13 protein-coding genes are annotated in these 25593 nt (G+C 41.0%); 1 reads left to right on the forward strand and 12 read right to left on the reverse strand.

Translation table 11 applies throughout. The features are described from left to right. From ACETMN_RS29910 to ACETMN_RS29935, 6 genes are all read right to left on the reverse strand, one after another. Positions 1–1332: a hypothetical protein gene (locus ACETMN_RS29910; protein ID WP_091013138.1), complete on the reverse strand. Its 1332-nt coding sequence runs from the start codon at positions 1330–1332 to the stop codon at positions 1–3. Between the two features lie 199 nt (positions 1333–1531). Beyond that, the gene (locus ACETMN_RS29915) at positions 1532–4102 is read right to left on the reverse strand and encodes a hypothetical protein (RefSeq protein ID WP_091013135.1); all 2571 of its coding nucleotides are present in this window, start codon (positions 4100–4102) and stop codon (positions 1532–1534) included. Positions 4103–4123: 21 nt separating this feature from the next. After that, positions 4124–5479 (reverse strand): mannose-1-phosphate guanylyltransferase/mannose-6-phosphate isomerase, encoded by a 1356-nt coding sequence (locus tag ACETMN_RS29920; protein WP_091013132.1) that lies wholly within the window; start codon positions 5477–5479, stop codon positions 4124–4126. Positions 5480–5490: 11 nt separating this feature from the next. Next, positions 5491–8805, reverse strand: a complete 3315-nt coding sequence (locus ACETMN_RS29925; RefSeq protein WP_091013129.1) for a glycosyltransferase — start codon at positions 8803–8805, stop codon at positions 5491–5493. A gap of 18 nt (positions 8806–8823) precedes the next feature. Beyond that, positions 8824–10107, reverse strand: a complete 1284-nt coding sequence (locus ACETMN_RS29930; RefSeq protein ID WP_091013127.1) for an ABC transporter ATP-binding protein — start codon at positions 10105–10107, stop codon at positions 8824–8826. Positions 10108–10119: 12 nt separating this feature from the next. Further along, entirely contained in the window at positions 10120–10902 is a 783-nt protein-coding gene (locus ACETMN_RS29935; RefSeq protein ID WP_091013124.1) for an ABC transporter permease, read from the reverse strand. 99 nt (positions 10903–11001) lie between these two features. On the opposite strand from ACETMN_RS29935, the gene ACETMN_RS29940 reads away from it, so the two are divergent. Continuing rightward, positions 11002–13467: an O-antigen ligase family protein gene (locus ACETMN_RS29940; RefSeq protein WP_091013122.1), complete on the forward strand. Its 2466-nt coding sequence runs from the start codon at positions 11002–11004 to the stop codon at positions 13465–13467. Positions 13468–13569: 102 nt separating this feature from the next. Here the strand turns inward: ACETMN_RS29940 and ACETMN_RS29945 are convergent, their stop codons facing one another. The 6 genes from ACETMN_RS29945 to ACETMN_RS29970 form a co-directional block, all read right to left on the reverse strand. Beyond that, the gene (locus ACETMN_RS29945) at positions 13570–14361 is read right to left on the reverse strand and encodes a class I SAM-dependent methyltransferase (protein WP_091013119.1); all 792 of its coding nucleotides are present in this window, start codon (positions 14359–14361) and stop codon (positions 13570–13572) included. Positions 14362–14617: 256 nt separating this feature from the next. Continuing rightward, complete coding sequence (gene galU / locus ACETMN_RS29950) at positions 14618–15505, reverse strand: UTP--glucose-1-phosphate uridylyltransferase GalU (RefSeq protein ID WP_091013117.1); 888 nt, start codon at positions 15503–15505, stop codon at positions 14618–14620. A 263-nt stretch (positions 15506–15768) separates the two neighbouring features. Next, positions 15769–19401 (reverse strand): SNF2 helicase associated domain-containing protein, encoded by a 3633-nt coding sequence (locus tag ACETMN_RS29955; RefSeq protein ID WP_411735478.1) that lies wholly within the window; start codon positions 19399–19401, stop codon positions 15769–15771. A gap of 123 nt (positions 19402–19524) precedes the next feature. Beyond that, a complete protein-coding gene (locus ACETMN_RS29960; RefSeq protein WP_091013114.1) occupies positions 19525–22038 on the reverse strand; it encodes a U32 family peptidase in 2514 nt (837 codons plus the stop codon). Between the two features lie 327 nt (positions 22039–22365). Further along, on the reverse strand, positions 22366–24318 hold the full coding sequence (locus ACETMN_RS29965) for a stalk domain-containing protein (RefSeq protein ID WP_411735479.1): 1953 nt from the start codon (positions 24316–24318) through the stop codon (positions 22366–22368). Then, a complete protein-coding gene (locus tag ACETMN_RS29970; protein WP_256974942.1) occupies positions 24305–25474 on the reverse strand; it encodes a S1C family serine protease in 1170 nt (389 codons plus the stop codon). Before ACETMN_RS29970 ends, ACETMN_RS29965 begins: the two co-directional genes overlap by 14 nt. Positions 25475–25593: the final 119 nt, after the last annotated feature.

The raw sequence follows: 25593 nt of genomic DNA on the forward strand, positions 1-25593 counted from the left end.
TCAGTAATTAAACCAATAAATTCTATCAGTAGTAGAATCAAGCCAAAACGAAAGAATAAACACTAAAACTATTACTAAAACATATACTAGGCAAATACGGATTATTGGCCAGATCATATTAGGCATTTTTTCTTTAACAACCATAAAATGACTATATACCCCGTAACCGAAAAATGGGAGAAAAAGAAAGAATAATGGGTAACCAAATCTAGACTCAATTACTGTTGTACCAATAAACAAAACATACAATACAAAGGGAATCATAATGCTCGAAAGAATAAATCTGTCCCTTCTCGCTAAATCTCCCTTTCTAATGAAGTATACGGCTCCATAAACAGATGTAATCCAATAAGTATACAGAAAAACAGATCCGACGATCCTACTAATGGGATAAAAATCCTTAATATATGTGTCGATGTACCCCCAATCAAATACACCAAAAATATGTGTGAAGTAAGTTAGCAAAAAGGCAGGGGTATTCTTGAAAATTAAATCATAAATATTCGTACCTGCATCAAAAGTAAAAGGGGTCTGAAAGACTAGTTGTGGAACTTGTCCAGGTATAACTACCGTCCCATATTTTAAATATGTTGCTGCTAGTCTGCTTTGAAATTCATAAAGATTGTCATGGATTAATATAGTCCAGTGACTATAATTGTGAATATTGTTATATAACTGTGGTATGAATACAACGCACGATATCAGGCCTGCAAAGATCCCTTTACTGTAACTTAATTCTTTCAGCATTATTTTCCTCAAAATTAATAATGCAAATATGCAAGGAACCAAAATTAAGGAAGATGGCCTTACCATAACTGCTGAAAAGCTACAAAATAAAACAATATAATAATACCTATCCTTATCAAAACTGTTAAATATCGTTGTAAATATGGATATAGTAATTAAACAGGAAGCAAGCAAATCAGTAAGAAGCAATGTAGTTGACTGTATTAAATATGGATTAAGAAAACCAAATACTATAATGGAATAATATATTATAGAGTTTTGAGTATACAAAAATAAATATCGACCAATCATAGAAATTGTATAAATATATAATACATATTGTAAAATACTGATGATTATTTTAGCATATTGAATTTCGACACCTGTAAAAATTCTAACGAGGGAAATAAGCAATGGCAATAAATATGTCCTTAAAGATTCATTTATGTTTAGTAAACCCACCTCTAAAATTTGCTTACTAAAATTGATATATCCAATCTCATCAAAATAATTGATATCATAATTACGCAATAAATAGTAGAAAAATAAAACAAAAGATATTGCCAGACTTAACCCGTATACTGTTTTCCTGTATTTCAACAACAACTAATTTCCTCCTACGAATAGCACTTTCTAAAACTAAAGAACTATATAATTCAGGATATATTTATAGATTAATTGACAAACAGCAAGATACTTTTTCATTCAAGAAAAAACATAGATACATATTCTTTTCATTTAAAGAATACTAGAAAAGAAGATTGTAGAACTACTTACTCTCATATCACACAAAGTAGAACTTGATTCACTTCAAGATAAAGTCAGTTATAACTATTCCTAATTCTCTAGTATCTCCATTCAAACCAATAACTTTAGGTACAAATGATTTATTAATCTCCATCTTTATTCTCACTTTTGAATTAATAGGAATATGATTATTAAATTGAATATTAAATTTACCTTTACTCAATTTTTGTACAGGAAGTTTGTAGTCATTTACCTGAATAGAAAGTTCAATATTTTCTAGTTCATCTGGAACCATACCTTTAATTGTTAAGACTCCCTCATCACCACTTTGGAAATCTCCTATAGCTTCTTTTGAAATCCAACGATAGCTATTTTCTTTAGGATACCAACCTTTTAAAAGTGACGCATTAAAAAAAGAATCTTGTATTCCTGTTAATTGATGAATATCCTCTTGATTGATTTCTATCATATAAAAATTAGTTGAATCAATACGTCTTGCATTACCTTTACTTTCTAATTCATCAATAACACTTTTTACTTGCTCGTATCCTTCCGTATCTATTTTAGGCATAATGATGAATTTAACATTTGCCCATAAAAGATATTTTTTGAAATTATCTACTGAATTAAATAAATTTAGATTTCCATATCTTGAACTCATATGCGGAATATCTTCATACCTACATGATAGCTGATTAAGTGTTTGTTCTTGTCCATCATACTGTAATAAACCTATACAGTTATTATTGTTCCCACGGAATCTAAGTTCTTTTTCTATTTCCAGTACCCCTTCGTTTTGAAACAGTTGAAGTTTGTTCTCATTTGTTTCAAAATTTGTTTTCAAGAGGTTAGTAGAAAATTTAGATGTCCCCCAACTCCAAGAAAAATGAGAAACCAACATTATATACGACTGCACTGGAATAAATAAAAGTAAACAGAACACTACTACTTTCTTGAGATTAATGTCAAGGTTTGCAATTAGAGCAATGAATGATATTCCTGAAAACAAAATAACCGGTATATAGTAATTACCATCTCCTCCTTGCGGAAAGCTCATAATATTGTAAACTGCTGATATGAATGTAGGTAAAAAAGCTATCAATAAAAAATAACTGTTCTTGGTCAGTTTTTTTCTAAAAAGAATGATAAATACGATACTAAAAATCCAAAAGAACAAGTATATATTACTGGGCCAAACCATAATATAGTGATTATATCCGGCTGGATCAAAAAGAATTTTATACCAATGATTTAGAAAATTCTTTTGATCACTAAGAATGAAATCTTGGGAATTATCTGTAAAGGGATACTTCCCTTCAAATCCCAAACGACTCCAAAAATTTTTCATTATTGGATAAAATGGATATCCAGTTAATTCATAAGTTCTAAATGTTATACCAAGGAATACACATATGGAGCTTATCAACAAGAAGATTGCTTTCTTCGTGTTTTCCGTTTTTTCAAAAAATCTTCTCCCCGTGTCACCTCTACGATTAATTAGGTAAGCCATACCGTAACCTAGAAACAGTAAAGGGATATACATTAAACTGGTTATTTTTCCACCAAAAGAAATTAACGATAGTGAGATTGCGATTAAAAAAGCCCAAGTAGATCTTTCTTTATACCACAACCATAGACTGTAAGCCGCAGCTAAAATAAATAAAGATGAAAACATATCGGTCTTAGCAGTTGATGCCATATTAGAAATAGCTGGGATACTCCCTAAAGCTACAGTTGCCAGACAACTAAAATTATTATTATTAGTTATATCTTTAGTGAATTTGAAAACAACTAACAATAATAATGCATATAACATAATGTTGATAGACAGTATAAAACTAAAATCTCCTAATCCTGAAAGAGGAAGTGCGAATAGTTCAAATAACTTGGGATAGTAGTGAACTACCATAGTAAGTCCAAGGTTATCAAAAAAAGAGTGTTTACCTACAAGAACCTCCTCTGGCCTTAATCCATACCAAATTGAATCATAATCTAGAGCTCTATTTGTTTTTGCAAACTGTGTCATAAGAAGAATGATCACAAATGTGAACCCTGTCATAATAATTCGATTAAAGGACAATCCTTGTTTATAGATATAAACAAACATTGGAGTATTCCATTTAATTAAACCAAAGACTGCTAAAAATAAAGTCAGTAATCTTAAATCATTAATTGTGCCGAACCCTAATCCTGAAAGTATGAGAGCCATTAAGCTCCAACATACAAAACCAATCAAAAATGCAACTAAGTATAGTTTTAATGAACGTACTTTGTAGCGCAACTTAGAAAAACTCATAATAAAAAAGCCAAGTGAAATAATTATTTCGAAATAGATGACTGCTAAAATAGCAGGTAATAACACTTGATGAAGTTGTAAATAAACAGCAATTACAACAAGTGGAACATACTTCAAGTATAGTCTTTCTTTAAATTTCAATATAAAGAAATATATCACTAAAAAAAAGAATATTAGTTCTATACCACCTTGGACAGTTTCAGGCTGAATAGCATGCCACTTATACACATTAATAAGGATATTTTTAACAGAAGCAATATTAAATACTAAACTTGCTACAATTAAAACAAAAGATAGCCAAAAAAATTTGGATTTGAAGTTTACAAGCCTCAATTCCCCACCCTTTTCTATTGATTATTGATTTCTCACAACATCATCTTCCCCAACATACTCCCCAACTTGAACTTCAATCAAATGTAAATCGATCTTCCCTGGATTCTCAACGGTATGCTCGTCACCCATCTGAATGAAAGAAGATTCATTTCTTCTAAGCAGAGATTGTTGCCCATTCACTGTAATTAACGCTGTACCGCTGACCACGATCCAGTGCTCATTACGATGAAAATGTTTTTGCATGCTGAGCCTTTCTCCTGGCTTCACTACGACTTTTTTTATCTTGTAATTCGATGAAACATCCAGTTCTGTATGATTTCCCCAAGGCCTATAAGCAGTAACATGATTATCGCATAGATTAGATTTTCTTAACTTTAATTCATTCACAACTTCTTTTACTTTTTGAGAAGAACCTTGTCTGGATATCATCAATGCATCTGGCGTATCTACAATCATCAAATCTTCTACATCAATTGTTGCAATAAGCCTGTCATTCGATATAACGAGATTTCTAGAAGAGTTAACTTGAATATAATGATCAGTCAAGGAATTACCCGCTTCATCTTGGGGTAATTGTTCATATAGGGCCTCAAAACTACCTAGATCAGACCACCCAATGTCAGAAGAGATGACTTTTACATTTGAGCTGTGCTCCATTACAGCATAATCAACGCTATTGGATGGTATAGATTCCATTTTTTCTCGTGGTATACGTATTGTGTCATGATGTGTAGTTGCATCATTAAAAGCTAAGCGTGATTTATGGAAGATTTCCTCATCGGAGAGTTGCAACTCTTTGAGAAACACACCTGCTTTAAATAAAAACATACCACTATTCCAATAATAGTTTCCTGATCGTAGATATCTTTCAGCAGTTAAATGATCCGGTTTTTCTTTAAAAGAAACTACATCCTGTCCATCTGCTTCTATGTAACCATAACCTGTTTCCGGATAATTTGGATTGATCCCAAATGTCACCATATACCCCTCAAGAGCCAGGTCTTTGGCATTTTCAAGACATCGATTGTATGCTTCTTGATTTTGAACAACATGATCAGATGGAGTAACAAGCACTAAATCGTCTTCTTCTGCAGCAAAACAAGCCAGAGCGATAGCCGGCGCGGTATTCCGGCCGACCGGCTCCAATATAAACTTATCTGCTTTCATCTCAAGCTCATTAAGATGATCCAAAGCCAGAAAATACTGTTCTTCATTAGATACAATATATGTTTGATCACACAGGGAAGTGTTTCTCTCCACAGTCATTTGGAATAAAGAGCGGTCTCCCATCATTTTATTAAATTGTTTAGGATACAGCGTCCGAGACAGTGGCCATAACCGGGTGCCATTCCCTCCGCATAACACAACATTAATCATATCGGTATCTCCTAGTCTTCAAAATCGAGAGCTAGAATATTACTAGCTGCTTCTCTCGTAAAGTATTTTTCTACATACTGGACTGCTTCTCTGGAACAAGCATTCCACATCATTTCGTCTTGATACAGTCGAATAACGGAATTAGCAAAATGTTGAGCATCATTGACGATCATCATCACTTTCTCAGAATCTTCAAGTCCTTCTGAACCGATTGAAGTTGTAACAACGGGAACTTGATAATACATCGCTTCCACTACTTTTCCTTTGACACCGGCTCCATAACGTAAAGGAACAACTACAAGTCTGGACTGATTATAATGTCTTTCAAGTTCTTCATCGGATACAAACCCCGTAATGATTACATCCTCGTTAGATCTTGCTTTCAAATCCTCTGGAGGATTCGATCCTACAATATAAAGTTTTATGCTTGGAATACTCTGTTTGATGCTAGCGAAGATCTCATCTAGGAACCAGATAATTCCATCATAATTAGGTGTGTGATTAAAGCCACCTACAAACAATAAATCTTTTCTATTATCAAACCCATTAAGCTTGTCAGTTGGATAATATGAACTTTCATATGGAAATAAAGGTATATTTCTTACCGGTTTATCAGGAAATTCATTTTGTAGTAATTCTTGTTCATAAGAACCTACAACGTGAATAACATCAGCATTATCAAAGAGTGAAAACTCTGTTTTTTTCCATTCTTCAGAGGACTTCAAAAGACTTCTATTTCCCGTTAATTCATAATTTCTCATTTCTCTAACGTAATGGAGATCATGACCGAAATAAATAATTTTTGCAGAAGTACTTTTACGGAAGATTTCAATATATTTTATAGAGATGTGTGGACGATTGAGATAAACATAATCAATATAGGCACCATTATTTTTTATCCATTTGTCAATATTTTTTGAATAATAGTCTCCATACAGAACTTCAATCCCCATTGATTGTAAATTAGAGGTATAAGGTTCATGCTTGAAGAAGTTATCACCAATGAAAATCACATGAAAGCCCATGGATACAAATAACTTCAAGTAATAATATGTCGCTCTCCCTCCCGCATCTTTATCGAAGTGCGGCACATAATGGTCTACAACAACAATTGTTTTTTTATCTCTACTTCGATCCCTAGCCCAGAAGATATGTTCCGCATTTGAGAAATGTTCTTGCTTAAGTACTGACTCCCATTTCTGCAAAAACTTTTCTTTGTTTGTGACTTGATAACTTTTAATTCCACTATTGGTGTCCGTTCCATGAGATATTCCTTCGAAGTGAATGATAATAGACTTAGGTTGAAAAACAACTTTGTAACCCAAATCTCGAATTGAAAATGCTAGATCTGTATCTTCAAAATAAGCAGGCACATAACGCTCATCAAATCCACCAAGTTTTTTCCATAATTCATGTTTAACTAAAATTGCTGCTCCAGAAATATAGTCAACAGATTTCACATAGTTGTACTCCGGTTTGTGCGGGTCGTCTAATCTTCCATAATTCCATCCACTCGCATCACTCCAAATTATCCCGCCAGCCTCTTGCTGCCTGCCGTCAGGATAGACTAACTTTGATCCTGCCATACCAATTTGTGAATCTGAATCCATTAAATCAACCAGAGAACTTAACCAGTTAGGTTGTACTTTCGTGTCATTATTGAGGAAAAATAAATATTCTCCTCTTGCAGATGTTGCAGCATGATTACAGTTGAGTAGAAAACCTCGATTTATGCCATCTCTTACTACATTAACATTTGAAACATAATCATGTATGTTCTTTGTCTCATCACTCGACATATCGTCTGCTATGATAATTTCATAAGATACATCTGGAGTGTTTTCAAGAATGGAGGCCAAACAAAGATACGTATACTTCCATTGGTTGTAAACGGGGATAACAATTGAAACTTTTGGATTTCTTTCAATCGGAAAATCCAAATGAACATACTCAGTAATATCAGGTTCTGATGCTCTAAGAGACGGAAGCACTTCTTCTTCATGTTTATTGATGTAACTATCAATTCTTCCGTTGAGTCGACCCGTGCCTTCAGATTTCAGGTAATATTTTAGTTTTCGAAAATTACCCCGATTAAAAGCAGATAACATTAATTGAGGTTTCTTGATAGTCATCTTGGTAAGCTTCAGCAACATACGCCGCTTACTATTCATAGGAACTAAACTATCTCTCAAACGATAATAACGATTTAAAACCTTCCAACCACTTGATTTATAAATATTTTGGAGTACCCGCTCTTCTTGAAGTAATAATTCAATATGCCCTTTTTGATTCTCAATTTGTACTAATAGTTCACTCACCTGCTGTAATAAATCTACTCTTCCTTTTTCTGAACCTTGAAGTTTTTCCTCCAATTTCTGTAGAGCGTCGTTAAGCTCATTCAATTTCTTCTCATTATCTTTATTTTCTTTTTCATAGTACTTCAATTCGCTAGTTAGATCTTTTGTCGCATTCTTCATTTCTACGGTTTTGCTACGAATAGATTCAAGTTCAGTATATTTTTCTCTCAAAAATTCAATTTCCTTATTTTGAATTTCAATATGATTATTCCGTTCTCCTACTTCCTCTTGTAGAGTGTTAATACGTTCCACTAAATTTCCATATTGTCTCGATTGAACACTAACAGAATTTATAGGCTTAGCTCTTTGAGAATCATTGGAACAAAATGCAATCATATACTTTTCGTAGTACTCCTCATTTCCCTTTCGCTCTTGTACAACAAACTTAGCCTCTGCTGAGGTCAAAGGATTATCAATTATAGATACCACTTCAAACCTCTGAGAGACTATATTCACAGTGAGGAATTGACTCTTAAGAAGTTCATTAAATTCCTCTTTATATAATTCTTTCACATGAAATTCGTTACTGTACCCTCTTTGATCAGAATAATATTTTTTGTTTGGAGTAGAAATAATGAAAGTTCCATCTTCCTTCAACAACCTTCGAACCTCTTTTAAAAATGATAACTGAGTTTGTTCATCTACGTGTTCTAACGTTTCAAATGAGACAATGATATCAAAAGACTGATCAGGAAAAGGCATATGATCTATGCTCGCGATATAATATTCAAGGTTATCCTTAACATATTTTTTCTTAGCATGATTGATAGTCTCCAAATCGATGTCTACACCAATGACCTTAGATGCCGAATTAGTTAGCAGAAAAGAACCATATCCTTCGCCACATGCAGCATCCAAAACTAATTTATTTTCAACTAATTGATCGAGCATTCTGTATCTTTGTGTATGCTCAATCTCTAATTCTTCATCTGATTCATCAGGTATAAAACGCTCCCCCGTAAATTTCAAATGTATCCTCCCCACTTTCTATACAATTGCTGAAAAAGAAATATCATTTAAACACAGAATACCACTAACCGATTCATAGCCAGTGGGTAACACCTCCACCAATAAAGCATCATGGACCCAACTGTGTTGTTTATGTTCTTGTTGAGAACCAGAAGCAATTGCAGGAGATATTGTATAAGCTCCATGATTAAGGCTCGGGAATCGAAAAGCAAAGTTAAAAACGTATCCTTCTCCCGGCTGAAGTGATTCGATTTCATACCCTAAAATATAGTTGTTTGTTTGAAAAATAATATTACCAAGCCGATCTTTAATTGAAAAACCAATGATGGGGTGTTCAATAGTCTCTTTGATATTCAGTCGAATCAAAACTTCCACTTCCTGTTCAACTTCAACAAGAGCAACTTTCTCTTGACTGTCAGTTTCAACCATTGAAATCCCAGTAATCATCGCTTTTTCATCACCCATCATATCGAGATCACCGTGTAGTGGATCAACTATATGTGACTTTGAAGAACCTTTAAACTGTTCTATAGAATTCGAAAGTTCATCAGCCTCAAGTTTTTTATAATTAGCTCCAATCATAAAAGCTTGGTATTTTTTTGATACATTCCTTGGTATCCCTTCTTCTATAAGCTTTCCTTCATTAATCCAAATAACCCGATCACAATACTTGTTGATTACAGACATATCATGCGTTACAAACAAGATGGTCTTTGTTTGTTTTAACTCATCAATTTTCCTGTAACATTTCTGTTGAAAACGTATATCACCTACACTAAGTGCTTCATCTACAATCAATATATCGGGATCCACATTTATAGCTACTGCAAATGCTAGTCTTACAAACATGCCACTGGAGTATGTTTTAACGGGTTGGTAGATAAATTCACCAATGTCTGCGAATTCCAAAATCCCCTCTAGCTTCTTTTGCATTTCTTCTCTAGAAAAGCCCATAATCGTGCCATTCAGAAATATATTCTCCATTCCAGTAAGTTCAGGATTAAATCCTGCACCTAACTCTAGCAGTGCAGAAATGCTACCTTGAACCATCAAGGAACCAGAGGATGGAGTGAGTACCCCTGTAATCATTTTAAGCAGTGTAGATTTACCCGATCCATTTTTTCCAATAACACCCAAACATTCACCCTTAGTCACATGAAAGTCAAGATGATCTAGTGCAGTAAATTTTTTATGATAAACTTTGTTTGTAAAATGTAAAGCTTCCTTTAAACGATCCACTGGTTTATCATACAATTTGTATTGTTTGGTCAAGCCTTTAGCTTCAATTACATAATTGTTCATTATAATCCACCTTTAAAGAACATCAGCAAAATGCGGTTTAAGTTTACGATATAAAAAGTATCCTACTATAAGTGTAAGAAGTGTAAACGACCAAAAATAAATCGTTAACTTTAGATCTTGCCAAAACCATTGACGATAAATAAAAATTCTTCGGTACCCATCGGTGATGTAGTACATAGGATTAGCCTTAAATAGAAACATATATTTTTCTGGAATCATTTTTAAAGGGTACATAATTGGTGTTAACCAAAAGCCAAATTGAACGATCAAAGCCACAATCTGTCCGATATCCTTAAAAAACAAAATTACTGAGCTGGTAATCCAAGATAACCCTAAAACAAGAAATAATGTAGCACCCAGATAATAGAATATTTGTAGATAATATAATGTAAATTCATATTTATATATAGAAAACATCAGTACAAGAAAAAGCAAAAAAAACAAATGTACAAACAATGAAGAACAAATACGAATAATTGGCAGTATCTCTAATTTGAAAACAACCTTCTTAACAAGGTAACTATTGTCAGTTACTGATGTAGTTGCCGTCTGAAAAGCATCCGAGAAGAAATTCCAGGGGATCATAGCACATATTAACCACAGTATGAATGGTGCATCATCTACAGGAGTTGACCTAAATCCGACCTGAAACACAAACCAAAACAAAAGGATTGTCACTAATGGTTGAATAAATGCCCATACAGCACCAAAATAAGATCCGAGATATCTTTTTTTGAAATCATTTCTAGCCAAATCAAAAATCAGCCGTCTCATCTTTATAAATTCAGCATACATATTTTAAGTTCCTCACTTAGCTCATTTTAATCGAGTGGTACAGCATAATGATCATGTGATAGAATAATGTCGTATCTACCAGAAAAGGAGAATCAAACCTTGTCGAATCCAGTATACGGGAAACAAATGAAATCGTCGAGTAAAGCTACGCCCAACTCGACATCGACGCTTCTATGGTCTTTGTCCACAGGGCTTATCTTATTTTTACTCTGGTCCGCGTTCCAAGTTGCGCTATTTAATGGTCAATTGCTGCAATTTGAGGCACCCATTTATTGGGCTGTTGCCATTACAACCCTCCTGTTCATCCTTTGGGTGGCTATCTACTTTAAGCAGATGAAATTAGAAACACAGCAAGATTGGCTCAAAGTAGCCGTTATATTACTCCCTCTTACCTATGTACTATCACTAATTAATGGAGCATCAGAATACTTGGCCAATAATATGATTCTCATCCAATGTATTTATGCCATGATTTTTGTGATGACAATGTACCTGCTTCAAAACAACAAAATCAATCATATCATACAATCTTCCTTAATAGGAATTGCATATGTTATTGTAGGATTTGGTTTGTTAAATTGGCTAGGAGCCTTTAGATTCGCAGGTAAACTCGTTGGATGGTTTTCCGCAGGCGTAATCAATGGTGTATACAACCAGGCAATCTGGAATGACTCCAACGGTGCAAGGCTTGCATCCGTGTTTCAGTATCCCAATACATACGCAGCATTTCTAATGGCATTTCTGTTTATTTCGATCTTCAGCATGATTCGTTCCAAAAGATTATTTACACAACTTTTACATGGCTTTATGATTGTTCCCATTATCCTGTCGTTGCTGCTAACACTCTCGCGTACAGGACTTGTAATGTTGCCTATCGTATTCGTTATCCTGTTACTTCTGCTTAAACCAGCCAAACAAATTCTGTGGTTTATCTATTGCGGGGTATCGGCAGTTGGCACTTTGCTGGTTTTAAATCCATTGAATACTGCAGGACTTGAGTTACAAAAGCAGTTCACAGGTTCTCTTGCAGCTAAGAGCTGGGCGATTCTTATCGGTGCCTCGCTTGTTGTTGCCTTGTTGTGTTGGGCTATCCAGCGCTTTGTAGCCGCTAGACTTGAAGCCAAGCTTCAATCTTGGTCAGCTCGAAAAGCATCCAGTGTATGGATTCCGCTAGGTTCAGTAGTTCTAACCGTTGTTATTGCTGTGCTTCTGCTCGGTACGAGCGTAAGAAACATTTTGCCGGACAGTATTAGCACACGACTGGAGAATATCAACTTCCAGCAACACAGTGTGCTAGAACGCATCACATTCTACAAAGATGCTACGAAACTATTTGCAGACTACCCTGTAATTGGGGCAGGTGGCGGAGCATGGACTGCATTGTATGAAAAGTATCAGAACAACCCTTATGTCAGTGCTCAAGCACATAACTTTTTCATGCAGTACCTTGTTGAGGTTGGCCTCTTAGGATTTATAGTATTTATGGCATTTTTACTTTATGTCTTTTATCAATATATACGATCATATGTCAGACGGAATGAAGAGGAACGCGAATCACATTTCGTTTACTTTATTCTTTCCATGTCAATCCTCGTGTTGAGTCTTCTTGATTTCAACATGAGTTATGTCTTTATTGGAATGTTGGTATTCCTTGGTCTTGGAGGCATGACTGCGGCGATCGAGCCTCAACCAACTCGTCGTTTAAAAATGGGAGAAGCTACGGCTCGCGGAGTTTACAGTATAGTTGCTGGAATAGCTATCATTGTGCTTCTCATTGTTTCTGTTCGATTCTTACAAGCTAATCATTATGCCATTGAAGGTAACGAGCTCGCAAGGAGCAGTCAGGATTTCCAACAAATCAAAGCGCCACTGGACAAGGATTTGTCCATACGCAGTACACATCCGGATTCACTAATGCTTTTGGCAACCCTTTATCAACAAGGCTACACGCAAACGAAAGATGAGCAATTCTACACAGCAGCCGTGCAATTGCTGCAACGTGGTCTCGAAGCAGAACCATATAATAAAGGTATGGTAAAACAACTCATCGGCATATACGAATTGAAGGGTGAAAATGACCAGGCATATACGCTACGAAAAGAATATGCGAGCAACTATATCTGGGATATGAACTGGTATGATCAGTTGATTGGCCGTTCTTTTGACTTAGGCTATCAAGCACTTGGACAAGGGGATAGTACAAAAAAGAATGCCTATTTCACTTCGGGAATCGCCGCATATCAGCATGTAGTAGACGGAGTGGAGCACCTTAAAACCCTCCCTAAAGGACAGCTTCAAGGCCAGCCATTCCAAGTCACCTCAACCATGATTCTCAACGCGGGGAAAATGAAGTATATGTCTAACGATTCTTCAGGAGCTACGGCATTACTTAAAACGGGAATTGCCGAAGACCTGACGGATGAGACGAATCGTGAAATTGCTCGTTGGTACCTTGCTTCGCTCAAAAGGGAATATAAACTAGATGAAGCTCTATACAATAAGCTGACTGCCATCTCGCCTAGTGAAGCAGACGAAATTAAACGAATTGCTGAATTAAATTTCTAAGTTTCAAAGTTAATAGCCCAAGATTAGAGCGATCTAATCTTGGGCTATATTTAGCTTCTATTAAACTTAAAAAGAGCTACATCAAAAAGAAATTGTTTCGATCTATAAAACTTGTGCAAATAAAATCACTCTATCAAAGTCTGAATACTGGTCATACATTGCTTTAGGAGGTACTGCAAGGTATATTCGATCAAATCCAACTGCATACAACATTTGATACAACGCATCTAATGTAGGTACTATTACAATAGACAGATCATCTTGAACATGATTTTTATCTGACGTATAAACTCCCATGCTACTACCCGTTTTAAGGCTTGTATCTGATCCATTTAATATCTGTGAATTAGGCATAGTTCTTGTTACTTGAGTTTCGATAACACACATTTTACTAGTTAGAGATCTAACTTTTCTAAGTGCTCCGATTGGATTTTCTAAATGATAAAGTAAGCCCAAGAAAAGAGTAAGATCGAATGTTCCAAATTCATTATCTTTTATATCAAACAGGTTTTTGTTAACATAAGAGATATTTTGAATATTTGCTATTTCTTTGATTTCGTTTGCTTTATTTAGATGTTCATTTCGAATATCAAATCCAATTACCTCTGAAGCCCCTCTTATTGCGATTTGAGAGGCAAACCAACCTTGGTTACAGGCGATATCAAGACATTTAACATCCTTCCATTTACCTCCAAAAAAACCATCTAAATATGGAAAAATAATATCTGCTCTAGTTTGATGAATTGTATTTATTAATTCATTATCCAAATTAGTAGAAATACCATTAGAGAAATTATATTTATAAAACCATCCTTCATGCTTCTTTAATGCTGCTTCAGTTTGTTCAGCTGATTGAATTGTTTGAAGATTCAGTATTGATTTTGATGTATACATTGCTTTACCCCATTCATTTTGGATTTATTCATATGCCTTATAATATATTAAATCAAAATCTGAATTCATGAGCCGTATAAATAATATGAAATATTCCCTTCAATGACCATTTAGCCCTAGACTTAACTTTTGTGACGTGTTTTTTTGGTTAAAAAACGGTTTAGAGCTAAAATAAAAATCTTAACCTCATGTGGATACGTTTCAGAAAAGCCCTAAACTTGGTTTAACATTCCTTAATACAATTATTTTTTTTGATTCAAGTCCCAACATGTCTCTGTAAAACTTTTTTTAAATACGCCAACAAATCCTCCCTCAGATCCGGGCGCTGCAACGCGTAATGAATCGACGTTTCAATAAAGCCCAACTTTTCACCAACATCATGACGCAGTCCGTCAAAATGATAGGCGAGAATCTGCCGCTGTTCATTCAATCGGGACAAGGCATCCGTGAGTTGGATTTCCCCCCCTACACCAGCAGATTGCTGACCTAGTATCTCAAAGATATCCGGTGTAAGAATATAACGTCCCATAATAGCCAGGTTGGAGGGAGAGTCTTCGGTCTTTGGTTTCTCAATTAAGCGGCGGGCCCGAAAGACGCGATCATCGGTAGGGGTCAGCAACTCTCCGTCCACAATCCCGTAGCGAGATACCTCGCTCCAATCAACAGGCTGTACACCAACAATTGGAGATTGCAGTTCATCGTAGACATCAATCATCTGTTTCAGGCAGGGATGGTCCGCTTCCACGATGTCGTCCCCTAGCAGGACGGCAAATGGCTCGTTGCCGATAAACTTGCGGGCACACCAGATGGCGTGACCAAGTCCCTTTGGTTCCTTTTGACGGATATAATGGATATCTGCCATCTCGGAGGGTTTGCGAACTTCGTTAAGCAAGTCCCACTTCTGTTTGTCCGCCAGATTCTGTTCCAGCTCAAAAGAATAGTCGAAGTGATCTTCGATGGCCCGCTTCCCTTTACCTGTCACAATAATGATATCTTCAATGCCTGAAGCAACGGCTTCTTCAATAATGTACTGGATCGTTGGCTTGTCCACGATGGGCAGCATTTCCTTAGGCATCGCCTTGGTGGCAGGCAGAAACCGGGTACCCAGCCCTGCGGCTGGAATAATCGCTTTGCGAATACGCACACGAACCCACTCCTTTTGCTAAACAAGTTAAACTAAAGATTATTTACACTGACACTACGATAACAGAACAACCTTCCGATGCAGCTTTCTTTCAGAAAGCTTTTAGGCGAAGTGTACGCTTTCGAAGTAGCTTTCTTGCAGAAAGCTTGTAGCTCCGCTTTTTCAGGTTATTTCTGTCCTCTCCGTTATCATGTAAATGATTAGTCCAACTTGTATAGATTCATATATTTAATGATTCTGAGAGCTACGATGCTTGGACTTCATTATACCATTAACAATTCGCGGATATCCTGTTCGGACAAGGTCGTCGATCCCCCGTCTCCTGGTTCGATCACTTCGGCAATCAAGTCCTTCTTCCGCTGCTGGAGTTCCAGAATCTTCTCTTCGATCGTACCTTCGGTAACCAAGCGGATGACTTGCACCACTTGTTTCTGTCCCATCCGATGGGCACGGCCAATCGCCTGTTCTTCCACCGCGGGATTCCACCATAGATCATATAATATAACGGTATCTGCACCCGTTAAGTTTAGCCCTGTCCCTCCCGCCTTCAGCGAAATCAGGAACAGTTCAGCTTCACCCTCGTTAAATCTGTGACACATCTCAACACGGCTCTGCGCAGGGGTCTGACCATCCAGGTAAAACAGGTTTCTTCCCTGTGCCGCAAGTGTCTGACGAATCAGGTTCAACATGCTTGCAAACTGGGAGAAGATGAGAATGCGTTTGCCTGCCGCCAAACAATCCTCGACCGTTTCAAGCAACTGTTCCATTTTCCCGGAATCGCCTTGATATCCTTCGACAAAGAGGGCCGGATGACAACACAACTGACGCAAACGCGTGATGCCAGCCAGAATTTTGATACGATTCTTCTGGAATCCGTTATCCTCCATGTCCTTCGATGCTTCATCCTGAAGCTGGGAAAGGTATGCGGCGTACAGTTTCTTCTGTTCAACCGTAAGCTCTGAGCGCTGTACCGTTTCAATTCGATCAGGCAATTCTTCCAACACATCCTTCTTCAGGCGGCGCAGAATAAACGGACGCACCATCCGCGAGATCCGTTCCGGAGGAAGGTCGCGGAATCTTCTGTAACTTGGAAATAACCCAGGGAATACGGCTTCAAAAATGGACCACAATTCATCCAGCGAGTTCTCTACAGGCGTTCCTGTAAGTGCAAAACGACGCGGGGCCTGAATTTGTTTCACTGCCTGGGCGGTCTGGGAAGAAGCATTTTTGATTGCCTGAGCTTCATCCAGAATGAGCGTATGGAAGGTTCGGCCCAGGTAGGTGTCCAAATCCCGGCGCAACAGAGGATAAGACGTCACAATCACATCTGCCTCATCCATTCCAGAAAGCATGCTGGCTCGTTCTTCTTTCTGACCGGCTGCGATCAGGACTTTCAGATGCGGGGCGAACCGCGCAAACTCATTAGCCCAGTTGTAGGTCAGCGAGGCAGGCGCCACGACAAGTACCGGGGGATGAATGACCCTCGTTCGGATTGTCAGTCCATCCTGCTGCATCGTGGACCATAAACCATCCTTATTCTCTGAAGTCATCTTATTCAATGGGAGTCCAGTTTCTAGATCGATGTCGGAAGTCACCAGCGTTTCAACGTCCCATAATGATCCGCTCTCCCGGTATTTATCAACGCCCGTATGGTCGATGTTGTACTCGGGTTTCTCCTGAAGAACCGCTGTGATATAGGCGATGCTTTGCAACGTTTTGCCAAGTCCCATATCATCCGCGAGAATGCCGCCAAAACGATAATAAGCGAGGGTACGCAGCCACTGATATCCGCTGTTTTGATAATCCCGCAGGATGGGGGTCAATGCTTTTGGTAATGCAAAATCCATCCGTTCAGGATCGCGCAGATCATCAAGGAAACGTTTCAGGGAGCCTCCCCACTTCACATGACCGGAAACTTCATCCCTGCCCGGCAACTGTAACGCCCGAACAGCTGGCAGCCGGATATGGCTGCTCTTGATGTCATCTGCTCCAAGTCCAAGCGAATCAGCCATGTGAGCGAAGCTGTCTGCACCTTCATTTTCAAGCGAAAGAAAGACACCGCTCTTGAGACGGAAATATGGTTTCTTTTCCACAATGCGGCGCATGAGTTCCTGAAGTTCCTGCTCGTCCACACCTTCCATCTCAAATGAAATCTCCAGCCAGTCCAAACCCCTTCCCAAATCTGCTCGTACTTTCGGCGGTGTTGGATAGGATTGCACCATCGCCTTCACGGCGTTTGGCATATAAATATCTGCCTGTTTCTCAAGCTCAGGCAACAGATGATACATGACATCATAGATGGCATCTTCGCGTTCGCTCGCCCAAACACTACCGTCTCTTTCGAGAAAGGATCGATCAAGCCGTTCAATCAAGTTTCGCTCTTTGTATCGATCACGCACCAAAATAACCTTTTTCTCTTCTTCATCAATCAAGTACTCTGCCAGCGGATTAATAACCATGACCTCATAGTCGAATTCCAGACGTGCTGTAATGCGTTCACGATAGAAGTCGATGTATAGTTTCGGTGAAAGTTCCGGTTCCGCGATCTGTTCACGCACCTGCGAATCAATGGACAAATGCCCGAGCGTACGCAGTTCTGGCACGACATGCTGCACAAACTCATCCACCTGCTGGGTCGAAATATCGATGCTTTCCTTGATTCCATATGAAGTGAGTGCACCACTCAAGTCCTCCAGACTTCGCATCTGCATCGGCTCCAACATATGCAACTGTCCTTCCACCACAGCGGCATCATAAGCAGGGAGAAGAATCAGTTCACGCAGTCCCGAAATTTCAAGCTGATACCCTTCATTCGTTCCCTGGGCAATCCGGTAAAACAAAGGCAATACTCCCTCACCGAGCGTGAGTGGTCCATTGGCAAATCCTGTACCCTCCATCCGACTGTCGGCCTGTAGTAGCAATTCCAGCAATGGCTTCCATACGAGCGGAGCAATCAGTATATCCCGTCCGTCCGACGCTCCCAAATAACCGGAGATGGATTGGCGATAGGCCTCTTCACTCTGTCTCATTCGAATGAGCATCGAGAGAATGGCCTGATCCTGCGAAGTGAACACATGCATCAATGGATCATAGTGGAACAGCTTGGTAAATGACATTGGCTCGCCCTTTTCGATGCAGTTCAGGAATTGCTTCACTTTTTGCACCACATACAGGCGTTTGTTACCCACTTTCAATTCAAGAGCAAGTTTCCCCCCACCCTTGTGAACCTGTGTCAGCTTGCATATAAACTGGACCTGCAATTCTTCCCGCAGGGAGGAACGGCTGACAGGGGCAGTGTATTTACGGTCATTCCCATGCAGCGATCTCCGGTCCTTGGCAAACATGGACAGAATCTGATCCGCCGTACGGTAAGAAGGTTTATCCGCCGAGCGACCCCATCCCGAAGCTGAGCTTGGCCGACCTGCTTGGGCAAAATGAACCGGAGGACGCTCTGGAACATCATTCGGTTGCTCTCGTTGTGAATCAGACTGTGGTCGCTCCCACCTGCTCTCTTCCACTAACGTCCCGACCCTGGACTTGGAACCTATGCTGGAACTGGTATTGGCTCCTTGGCCTGTAACAGGTTGAGGAGGCTTCCCAGATTCAATTGTGACATTACGCTCCTGTTGCTCACCCCATTCGTGAATAGCCAACAGGACAGCAGCCACATGTTTACAATAGTCATAATGCCTGCCGTCACCCGGACAACTGCAGCCTGCCACAACCTCTCCCGTTTCATCTATATCCACCGTCACCTGATAGCGCTCCGATCCACGTACCTGTGCTTCATAATGAAGCTGATCCTTACTGACCACCAGATTGGTCACCCTGCCAGATTGGTTATAATCTTCTCCGCGCTTGAATGCCGTGACCCCGCACAGCAATTTGATATCCATAATTGTGAATGGCGGCACGCTTCTTCGCCTCCTGTGTCATGATGTAAAAAAACCCCAAGAGCTCCTTAAAGCAGAGATTGGGGTTCCTTCATGCTGTAACTGTTGTTGTACCATACAATCTAATTATTTCACCAATTGACCACGTGTAACGCCCAGTTGGTTCGTTGCTTTGAGTGTTTTCCAAACTTGTGTACCACTGATCTCGCCGCGCAGTGCACGGTTGTACAGATCAATGACTTCGCGTACCTGCTCCGGTGTCTCTTCCAGGAATTCCACACGGTAACGGGATACACCCAGATCCATAAAGTTGGTTAGATACTCGGCACCTGACTGTTCCACGGCATTGTATACCGTATTACGGCAGCCTTCATCCACACGTACCGGGTGGGACATACCAATTCGGTCTTGCAGGGATGCACGCTGTTCCTCACAAGGACGTCCACAGTTCGTATAGTCCGTTCCTTCACTCATAAACGTACAATACACACAGTGCTCGGTGTGGAACATCGGCAGATGCTGATGGATAACCACTTCGGTCTGATTTGTACGGGAGTGGCCCAGCAAATCAACCATTTGTTGAATGTTCAGGTCATAAGATGGGGTAATCCAGTCACATCCGGCTTCCAGGAACAATTCTACTGCTTTGTGATTGGCGATGTTCAATGAGAAGTCGCCGATCAGTTCCGGGTGCTTCGAATCCGGGTTTTCCATCCGGTGGCGAAGGTAGAAGTACAGTGCACCTGTATTACGTACCAATACCGCATCCGGCTTCAGACGCAGGATGTTGTTATGATAACCGTTCTCCCCAGGCATGTGAATACGCGGTGTTGCCAGCGCGATCTTGCGACCAGCGGCATGCACAGCTTCCACGGCTGCCGGGAACTGTTTGATAAACTCGAAGTCGGCATAGATCATGCCTATGCCCGCTTCAATCGCTGCCTCCACTTGTGGCAGGCTGCGACAGAGCGCGGTCAGTTCTGCTTGACCGCGAGCGACTGGCGATGCCGGTTTTACCGAATCGCCGTACACATCTACCGCCCGTTTCACGTATACGGGTGGTTTAGGACGCTCGCCCGCGAGTTGTTCTACCGCCTGACGGCGAATGTTATTCAACTCGCGCATCGGGATGATGACGTCACCGTGAAGATTGACGTCCATTCCCTCCAACTGGAACACGGTGCCTCCCAGACGTCCGAACTGCTCTTCGAGCAATTCATGCGTCATTGGACGCTTCTGCGCAATGTCCAGTTCCATCTCGGAATCAATTCGGACAGTCGTACCTTTCTGTATGTCTGTCCACCAGGTGCTAAGCGGCTGGCCTGGGCTGCCGATGACCTTCACCTTCACCGGGAATACACGGTACGGTTTCTCGGTTTCGAAGCTTTGACGCAGACGTTTGTCCAGCGCCGGATCATTCGTTTTCCACACTTTGTCGCCAACTTTCACGCGTCGCAGATCCACATCACTGCGGCCTGGCACGATATCAACGATCCAACCCTCTTCGGCTTCGCCTTCGAGTTTTACGCCTTTGCGACGTACATCGTATACACGTCCGCCCTCTTCCTTCTGAGTCGGGTCTCCGGCGTCAAATACAATTCCGTCTCCACGTTTCACGGGTGCATCCAGCTTCAGGACCACACCATCGCGCAACACTTGATCTACACGACCAAGGTAGACGCCACGGCTTTTCGGGAACGTTCCATCCACTAGTTCTTTGTTGTTTGTACCGCTCAGGAAACCATGCGTGAAGCCACGGGAGAAGCTTTGCTGCAATTCGCGAACTTCTTCCTTGCTTGGCGGTGTGTTATCTCCATCAAAATAACGGTCAATCGCTTTACGATATTTGCTTACGACGTTTGCTACGTATTCCGGCGTTTTGAGACGTCCTTCAATTTTGAAAGAAGTTACTCCTGCTTCGATCAGTTCCGGCATCAGATCAATTGCTGCCAGATCCTTCGGAGACAACAGATAGGCTACATCACCCATCGGCTTGTGCACTCCATCCACCATTAGATCGTATGGTAGACGACAAGCTTGTGCGCACTCCCCGCGGTTCGCCGAACGTCCTCCCCACATTTCAGAAGTCAGACACTGCCCCGAGTAGGATACACACAACGCACCGTGAACGAACACTTCCATTGGAAGCTTCGCCTGTTCACCGATCTTCTGGATCTGCTTCAGGTTGTTCTCCCGTCCCAGAACGACACGTTCCATATCAAACGGCTTCGTGAACTCGACCGCTTCCGGTGACGTAATCGTCATCTGTGTTGAACCGTGAATCGGGAAATCCGGCGAGATCTCGCGGATCATCTTCACCAAACCCAAATCCTGAACAATTACAGCGTCCACACCTGCATCGACACATGCATCAATCAGTTCTTTGGCATCCGTCAATTCATTTTCAAAAATCAATATATTAAAGGTCAAGAAACCTTTTACGCCATAACTGTGCAAAAACGCCATAATCTCCGGCAGCTCGTCCATGCGGAAATTGTTCGCTCGTGCCCGTGCATTAAACTTTTCGACTCCGAAGAAAATTGCATCTGCGCCATTGGCTACCGCCGAACGCATACAATCCCAGTCACCAGCGGGTGCTAGAAGTTCAACGTCTTCTCTTCGTATTGTTGCTGTTTTCATGTAGATCCTCCCCATAACCGGCTATCCGCCGGATTTCATCCCTATATCCTTAAACGCCTGAACATACCAAGCCTAAGACTGCACCTTATCGGGTACACCTACATTGTCACGGTATTACAATATCTATCTATTATGTCTGTATTGCCTGAACTCCAAGCTTACAGTCATTCATATTCACCAGATCAGCAGTCATAACTCCTGAACTAGTATAGTGTACCACTTCTGCACCGACTCTTCTACGTTTTCCTGAAAAAACCGTTTACCATTTTCATTTCCAGTACAACGAAAAAAACCGAAAGGTCTTTTGACCCTCCGGCATGCATCACATTATTTAATAAATGTAAATGAGTTCACTGCTTTTTCCAAGGCTGCCGCCTGAACTTCTGTCTTGTTGGCATCATTCAGGCCACTTGTAATCGTATAGGTTGTTCCGTCCTTTTCAAACACGATCTGGCGACCCGCATATGGCACGCCTTTGTCCAGTTCATGATACGTAAAGGAAAATGCAGGCACACCCGCAAACGTCAGCTCCTCACTGCCAAGCAACTTGAAGTTCTTACGGGTTTTGGTGGCTTCGGCATAAGCTTCTCTCAGTTGGCTGACCGTCATCTCGATCGACTTGTCTTCGCTCGCCGCAATGGAGAATTCTCCGCCGGTAAAGGTATACACCACAGGTGAATATTCGAATTGATCACTGTAAGGTGTCCAGTAACGCGGAATATCTACACTGTATTTATAACGTTTGGACGTACGTGTAAGTGTCTTCGTTTTGTCTGTCAGATAAGGATCTTCATCCAGCTGACCGAAATTATCGGCAACCGTATCAAAATCAATCTCCACACTCTTCATAATCCGTTCAAACCATGCCCGATCTGCAATCTGCTCCTCAGGAAACGTATACTCTGCATAATAGCGATACCCATTCTTCTGCAAAAGAACATCAAACTCGGTCTGCCAGCCCCCGCCAAAGTTATAACGGAATTCATTCACCTCGGCAGTCTCTCCCGAGATATCCATCGTATATGAACCAATTGGCTCGTAACTCTCTGGTGTAAATGTCTCACGCATCCACTTATCCAGTTGGCCGCTCCAGTCTTTTACCGTAGTACCTGCCTTCGCCGATGTGACACGCCATTGCAGATATGCACCATCCTTGGCTTCATAGATCATCTGATTGTTGTCAATCGACCAGCCGGCAGGAATCATCAACTCAATACCATAGTCATCGTTCCACGCGGAGCGCATGCCTTGATCTACGGTAGACAGATCCTTGATCGTTCGATCCGATTCCGCATAGGTTGGCTGGAATGAATTGAGTAGCGCTGCACGTTTGCCCAGATCTTTATAATTCAATGCTTCGTAATCCGCGAGATACACATCATATTGACGACCTTCGCTCAGATACTGACGCATCTCCCATAACATACCGTCTACATCTTTCACGATAATGCGTGCATAAGGCGTTTTACCTTTCGACACCGCTTCACGATCCAGCACCGTATCTCCCGATTGTTTGGCCTCTTGGACAAGTTGCTGCAACAAATCATCCGCATCCAGAGCCACATCCTGATCGCTAACGTACACCTCAAGATAATAACTGTTGTCTGCAGCGCCGAAAGTCATCATGCGCTCCTGCTCACCGGTCTGGAAAACCATAAGGTCTGCCGGGTAGTTAATGGACCAGCCGTAAAAACTGTTGCCGATTCTGGTTTTGCCTTCATCCGGATGAATGCCATCCTCGTCATCCACCGAATCATCGGTTTGCAACAGACGAATGACCATTTCTCCGGAGCTGGTTGGAGCTAGCGTCGCTCCGATACCGGCAGCAACCGGACGAAGTGGGACCATGAGTACGCCATTCACCATCTTGGGAGCGGCACCCATCTCATGTTTCACACCATCCACCCAGGCAATTGAACTTCCAATCGTTAGGGTAACCGTGTGCGGACCTTCCTTGATTTTGACGACATCATTTTTCTCCAGCCGGATTTCACTGCCAAATGCTTTCTTGAACACACCAACAGGCACCATCGTAACACCCTTGAATTTGTAAGGTTTGGCTATGGCCTGCTTATCACCGTTAATGTAGGCGCTCGTGCTACCCGCTTTGACCCGTAGTTCACTTGTCGTCAGATCAGATGCCCATACAGGCAATGCCGCGCCAATGGTCAGCATCCCGGTTAATACACCTGTGCTTAGCACACGTATCCATGACTTTTTCATTCCGTTCTTTCGTCCTCTCTCCATCCGGGCTGATCGCCGGGCTTTATTGTTCTTCATCTGCAAGGAACGCTTCATCTTCCTCGTCTACGATGTCTGCGCGATCAGCAAGTACCAACGTGCGGGTGACGATATCGCCATCCGTTTGCATTAACAGCTTTACCTTTTGTCCAGGCAGATACTTTTTGAGTAACTCATTGATATCCACTACTGAAGAGACACGTGTGCCCGCGACACTGTAAAGGACATCGCCCTCTTTGATTTTGGCTTTCTTGGCTTCAGAAGACAGTACGCCCGTAATCGTTAAGGGATCATCTGTAGGCAGGCCCACAATCGCAGACCAGCTTTCTTCCAGCTGAAGCCCCAGACTTGCACGTTTTATTTTGCCATATTTAAAAAACTGATCGATGATATATTGAACGGTATCCACTGGAATCGAAAACCCCAAACTTTCTACGCCGACCGCAGAAAATTTCATGGAATTGATACCAACCACTTCACCTTTCAGGTTGACCAGTGGTCCTCCGCTATTTCCTGGGTTAATGGCAGTGTCGGTCTGAATCAACCGGTAGGTCGCCTCAACACCACGATTCAAGCCGCTAATTACCCCTACCGTTGCCGAGTTGCGCAAAGAAAAGGAAATCGGCGTACCCAAGGCGATCACCGTTTCTCCAACAGTAGTTTGTGAGGCTTTGGCAAAGCTCGCCGGTTTGAGTGATTTGGCATTGATTTTGATTAGCGCCAGATCACTGAGTGCATCACTGTATGTTTTCGTAATTTTGTATGTATTGCCATCCGTCGTTACGACAACCGGATTCGTTAATCCGTCGACCACATGTGCATTTGTTACGATCCATCCGTTCGACCGGATAATGACACCTGTACCATGTGCAAGATTATAACGGTCGTCTGATGTTGCACCGTCCTGCATTTCGGTAGATTTCCCAATAATGCCTACGACCGAAGGAGATACCTTTTCGATCACTTTGGGAATGGCTTCACTTCCCTTGTACGTGTACGTTCCGGATTTGGCATCATATTGTCCACTTCCACCAACTGCCTTGAGCAAATCTTTGGTGTTCACATAGACTTGACCGTCTACCACCTTCGCTTGCATCGCCGCTTTGGATTCAGCTGCACCGGCCGTTGCCGCTACACTAATCGAGAGTACAGCAGCCATCAGTATGGCTATCCCCTTTTTACCCAACACGCTCATATTCTCACCTGACCCTCTCTATACATCCTTCTTGCGCGACTCGACATCGGATTCATCGCTGAATCTATTCGCTCTTTCTCTCATCTGCAATTCCGGTATCCCTCAATGTATCATACAGA

Source organism: Paenibacillus sp. M2, assembly GCF_046713495.1.
GTDB lineage: Bacteria > Bacillota > Bacilli > Paenibacillales > Paenibacillaceae > Paenibacillus > Paenibacillus amylolyticus_B.

Excerpts from the sequence above, each read along its gene's own strand:
- ACETMN_RS29960 (WP_091013114.1), bottom strand. The coding sequence starts at position 22,038 with ATGAAAACAGCAACAATACGAAGAGAAGACGTTGAACTTCTAGCACCC.
- ACETMN_RS29970 (WP_256974942.1), bottom strand. The coding sequence starts at position 25,474 with ATGAGCGTGTTGGGTAAAAAGGGGATAGCCATACTGATGGCTGCTGTA.
- ACETMN_RS29955 (WP_411735478.1), bottom strand. The coding sequence starts at position 19,401 with ATGGATATCAAATTGCTGTGCGGGGTCACGGCATTCAAGCGCGGAGAA.
- ACETMN_RS29935 (WP_091013124.1), bottom strand. The coding sequence starts at position 10,902 with ATGTATGCTGAATTTATAAAGATGAGACGGCTGATTTTTGATTTGGCT.
- ACETMN_RS29930 (WP_091013127.1), bottom strand. The coding sequence starts at position 10,107 with ATGAACAATTATGTAATTGAAGCTAAAGGCTTGACCAAACAATACAAA.
- ACETMN_RS29945 (WP_091013119.1), bottom strand. The coding sequence starts at position 14,361 with ATGTATACATCAAAATCAATACTGAATCTTCAAACAATTCAATCAGCT.
- ACETMN_RS29965 (WP_411735479.1), bottom strand. The coding sequence starts at position 24,318 with ATGAAGAACAATAAAGCCCGGCGATCAGCCCGGATGGAGAGAGGACGA.
- ACETMN_RS29920 (WP_091013132.1), bottom strand. The coding sequence starts at position 5,479 with ATGATTAATGTTGTGTTATGCGGAGGGAATGGCACCCGGTTATGGCCA.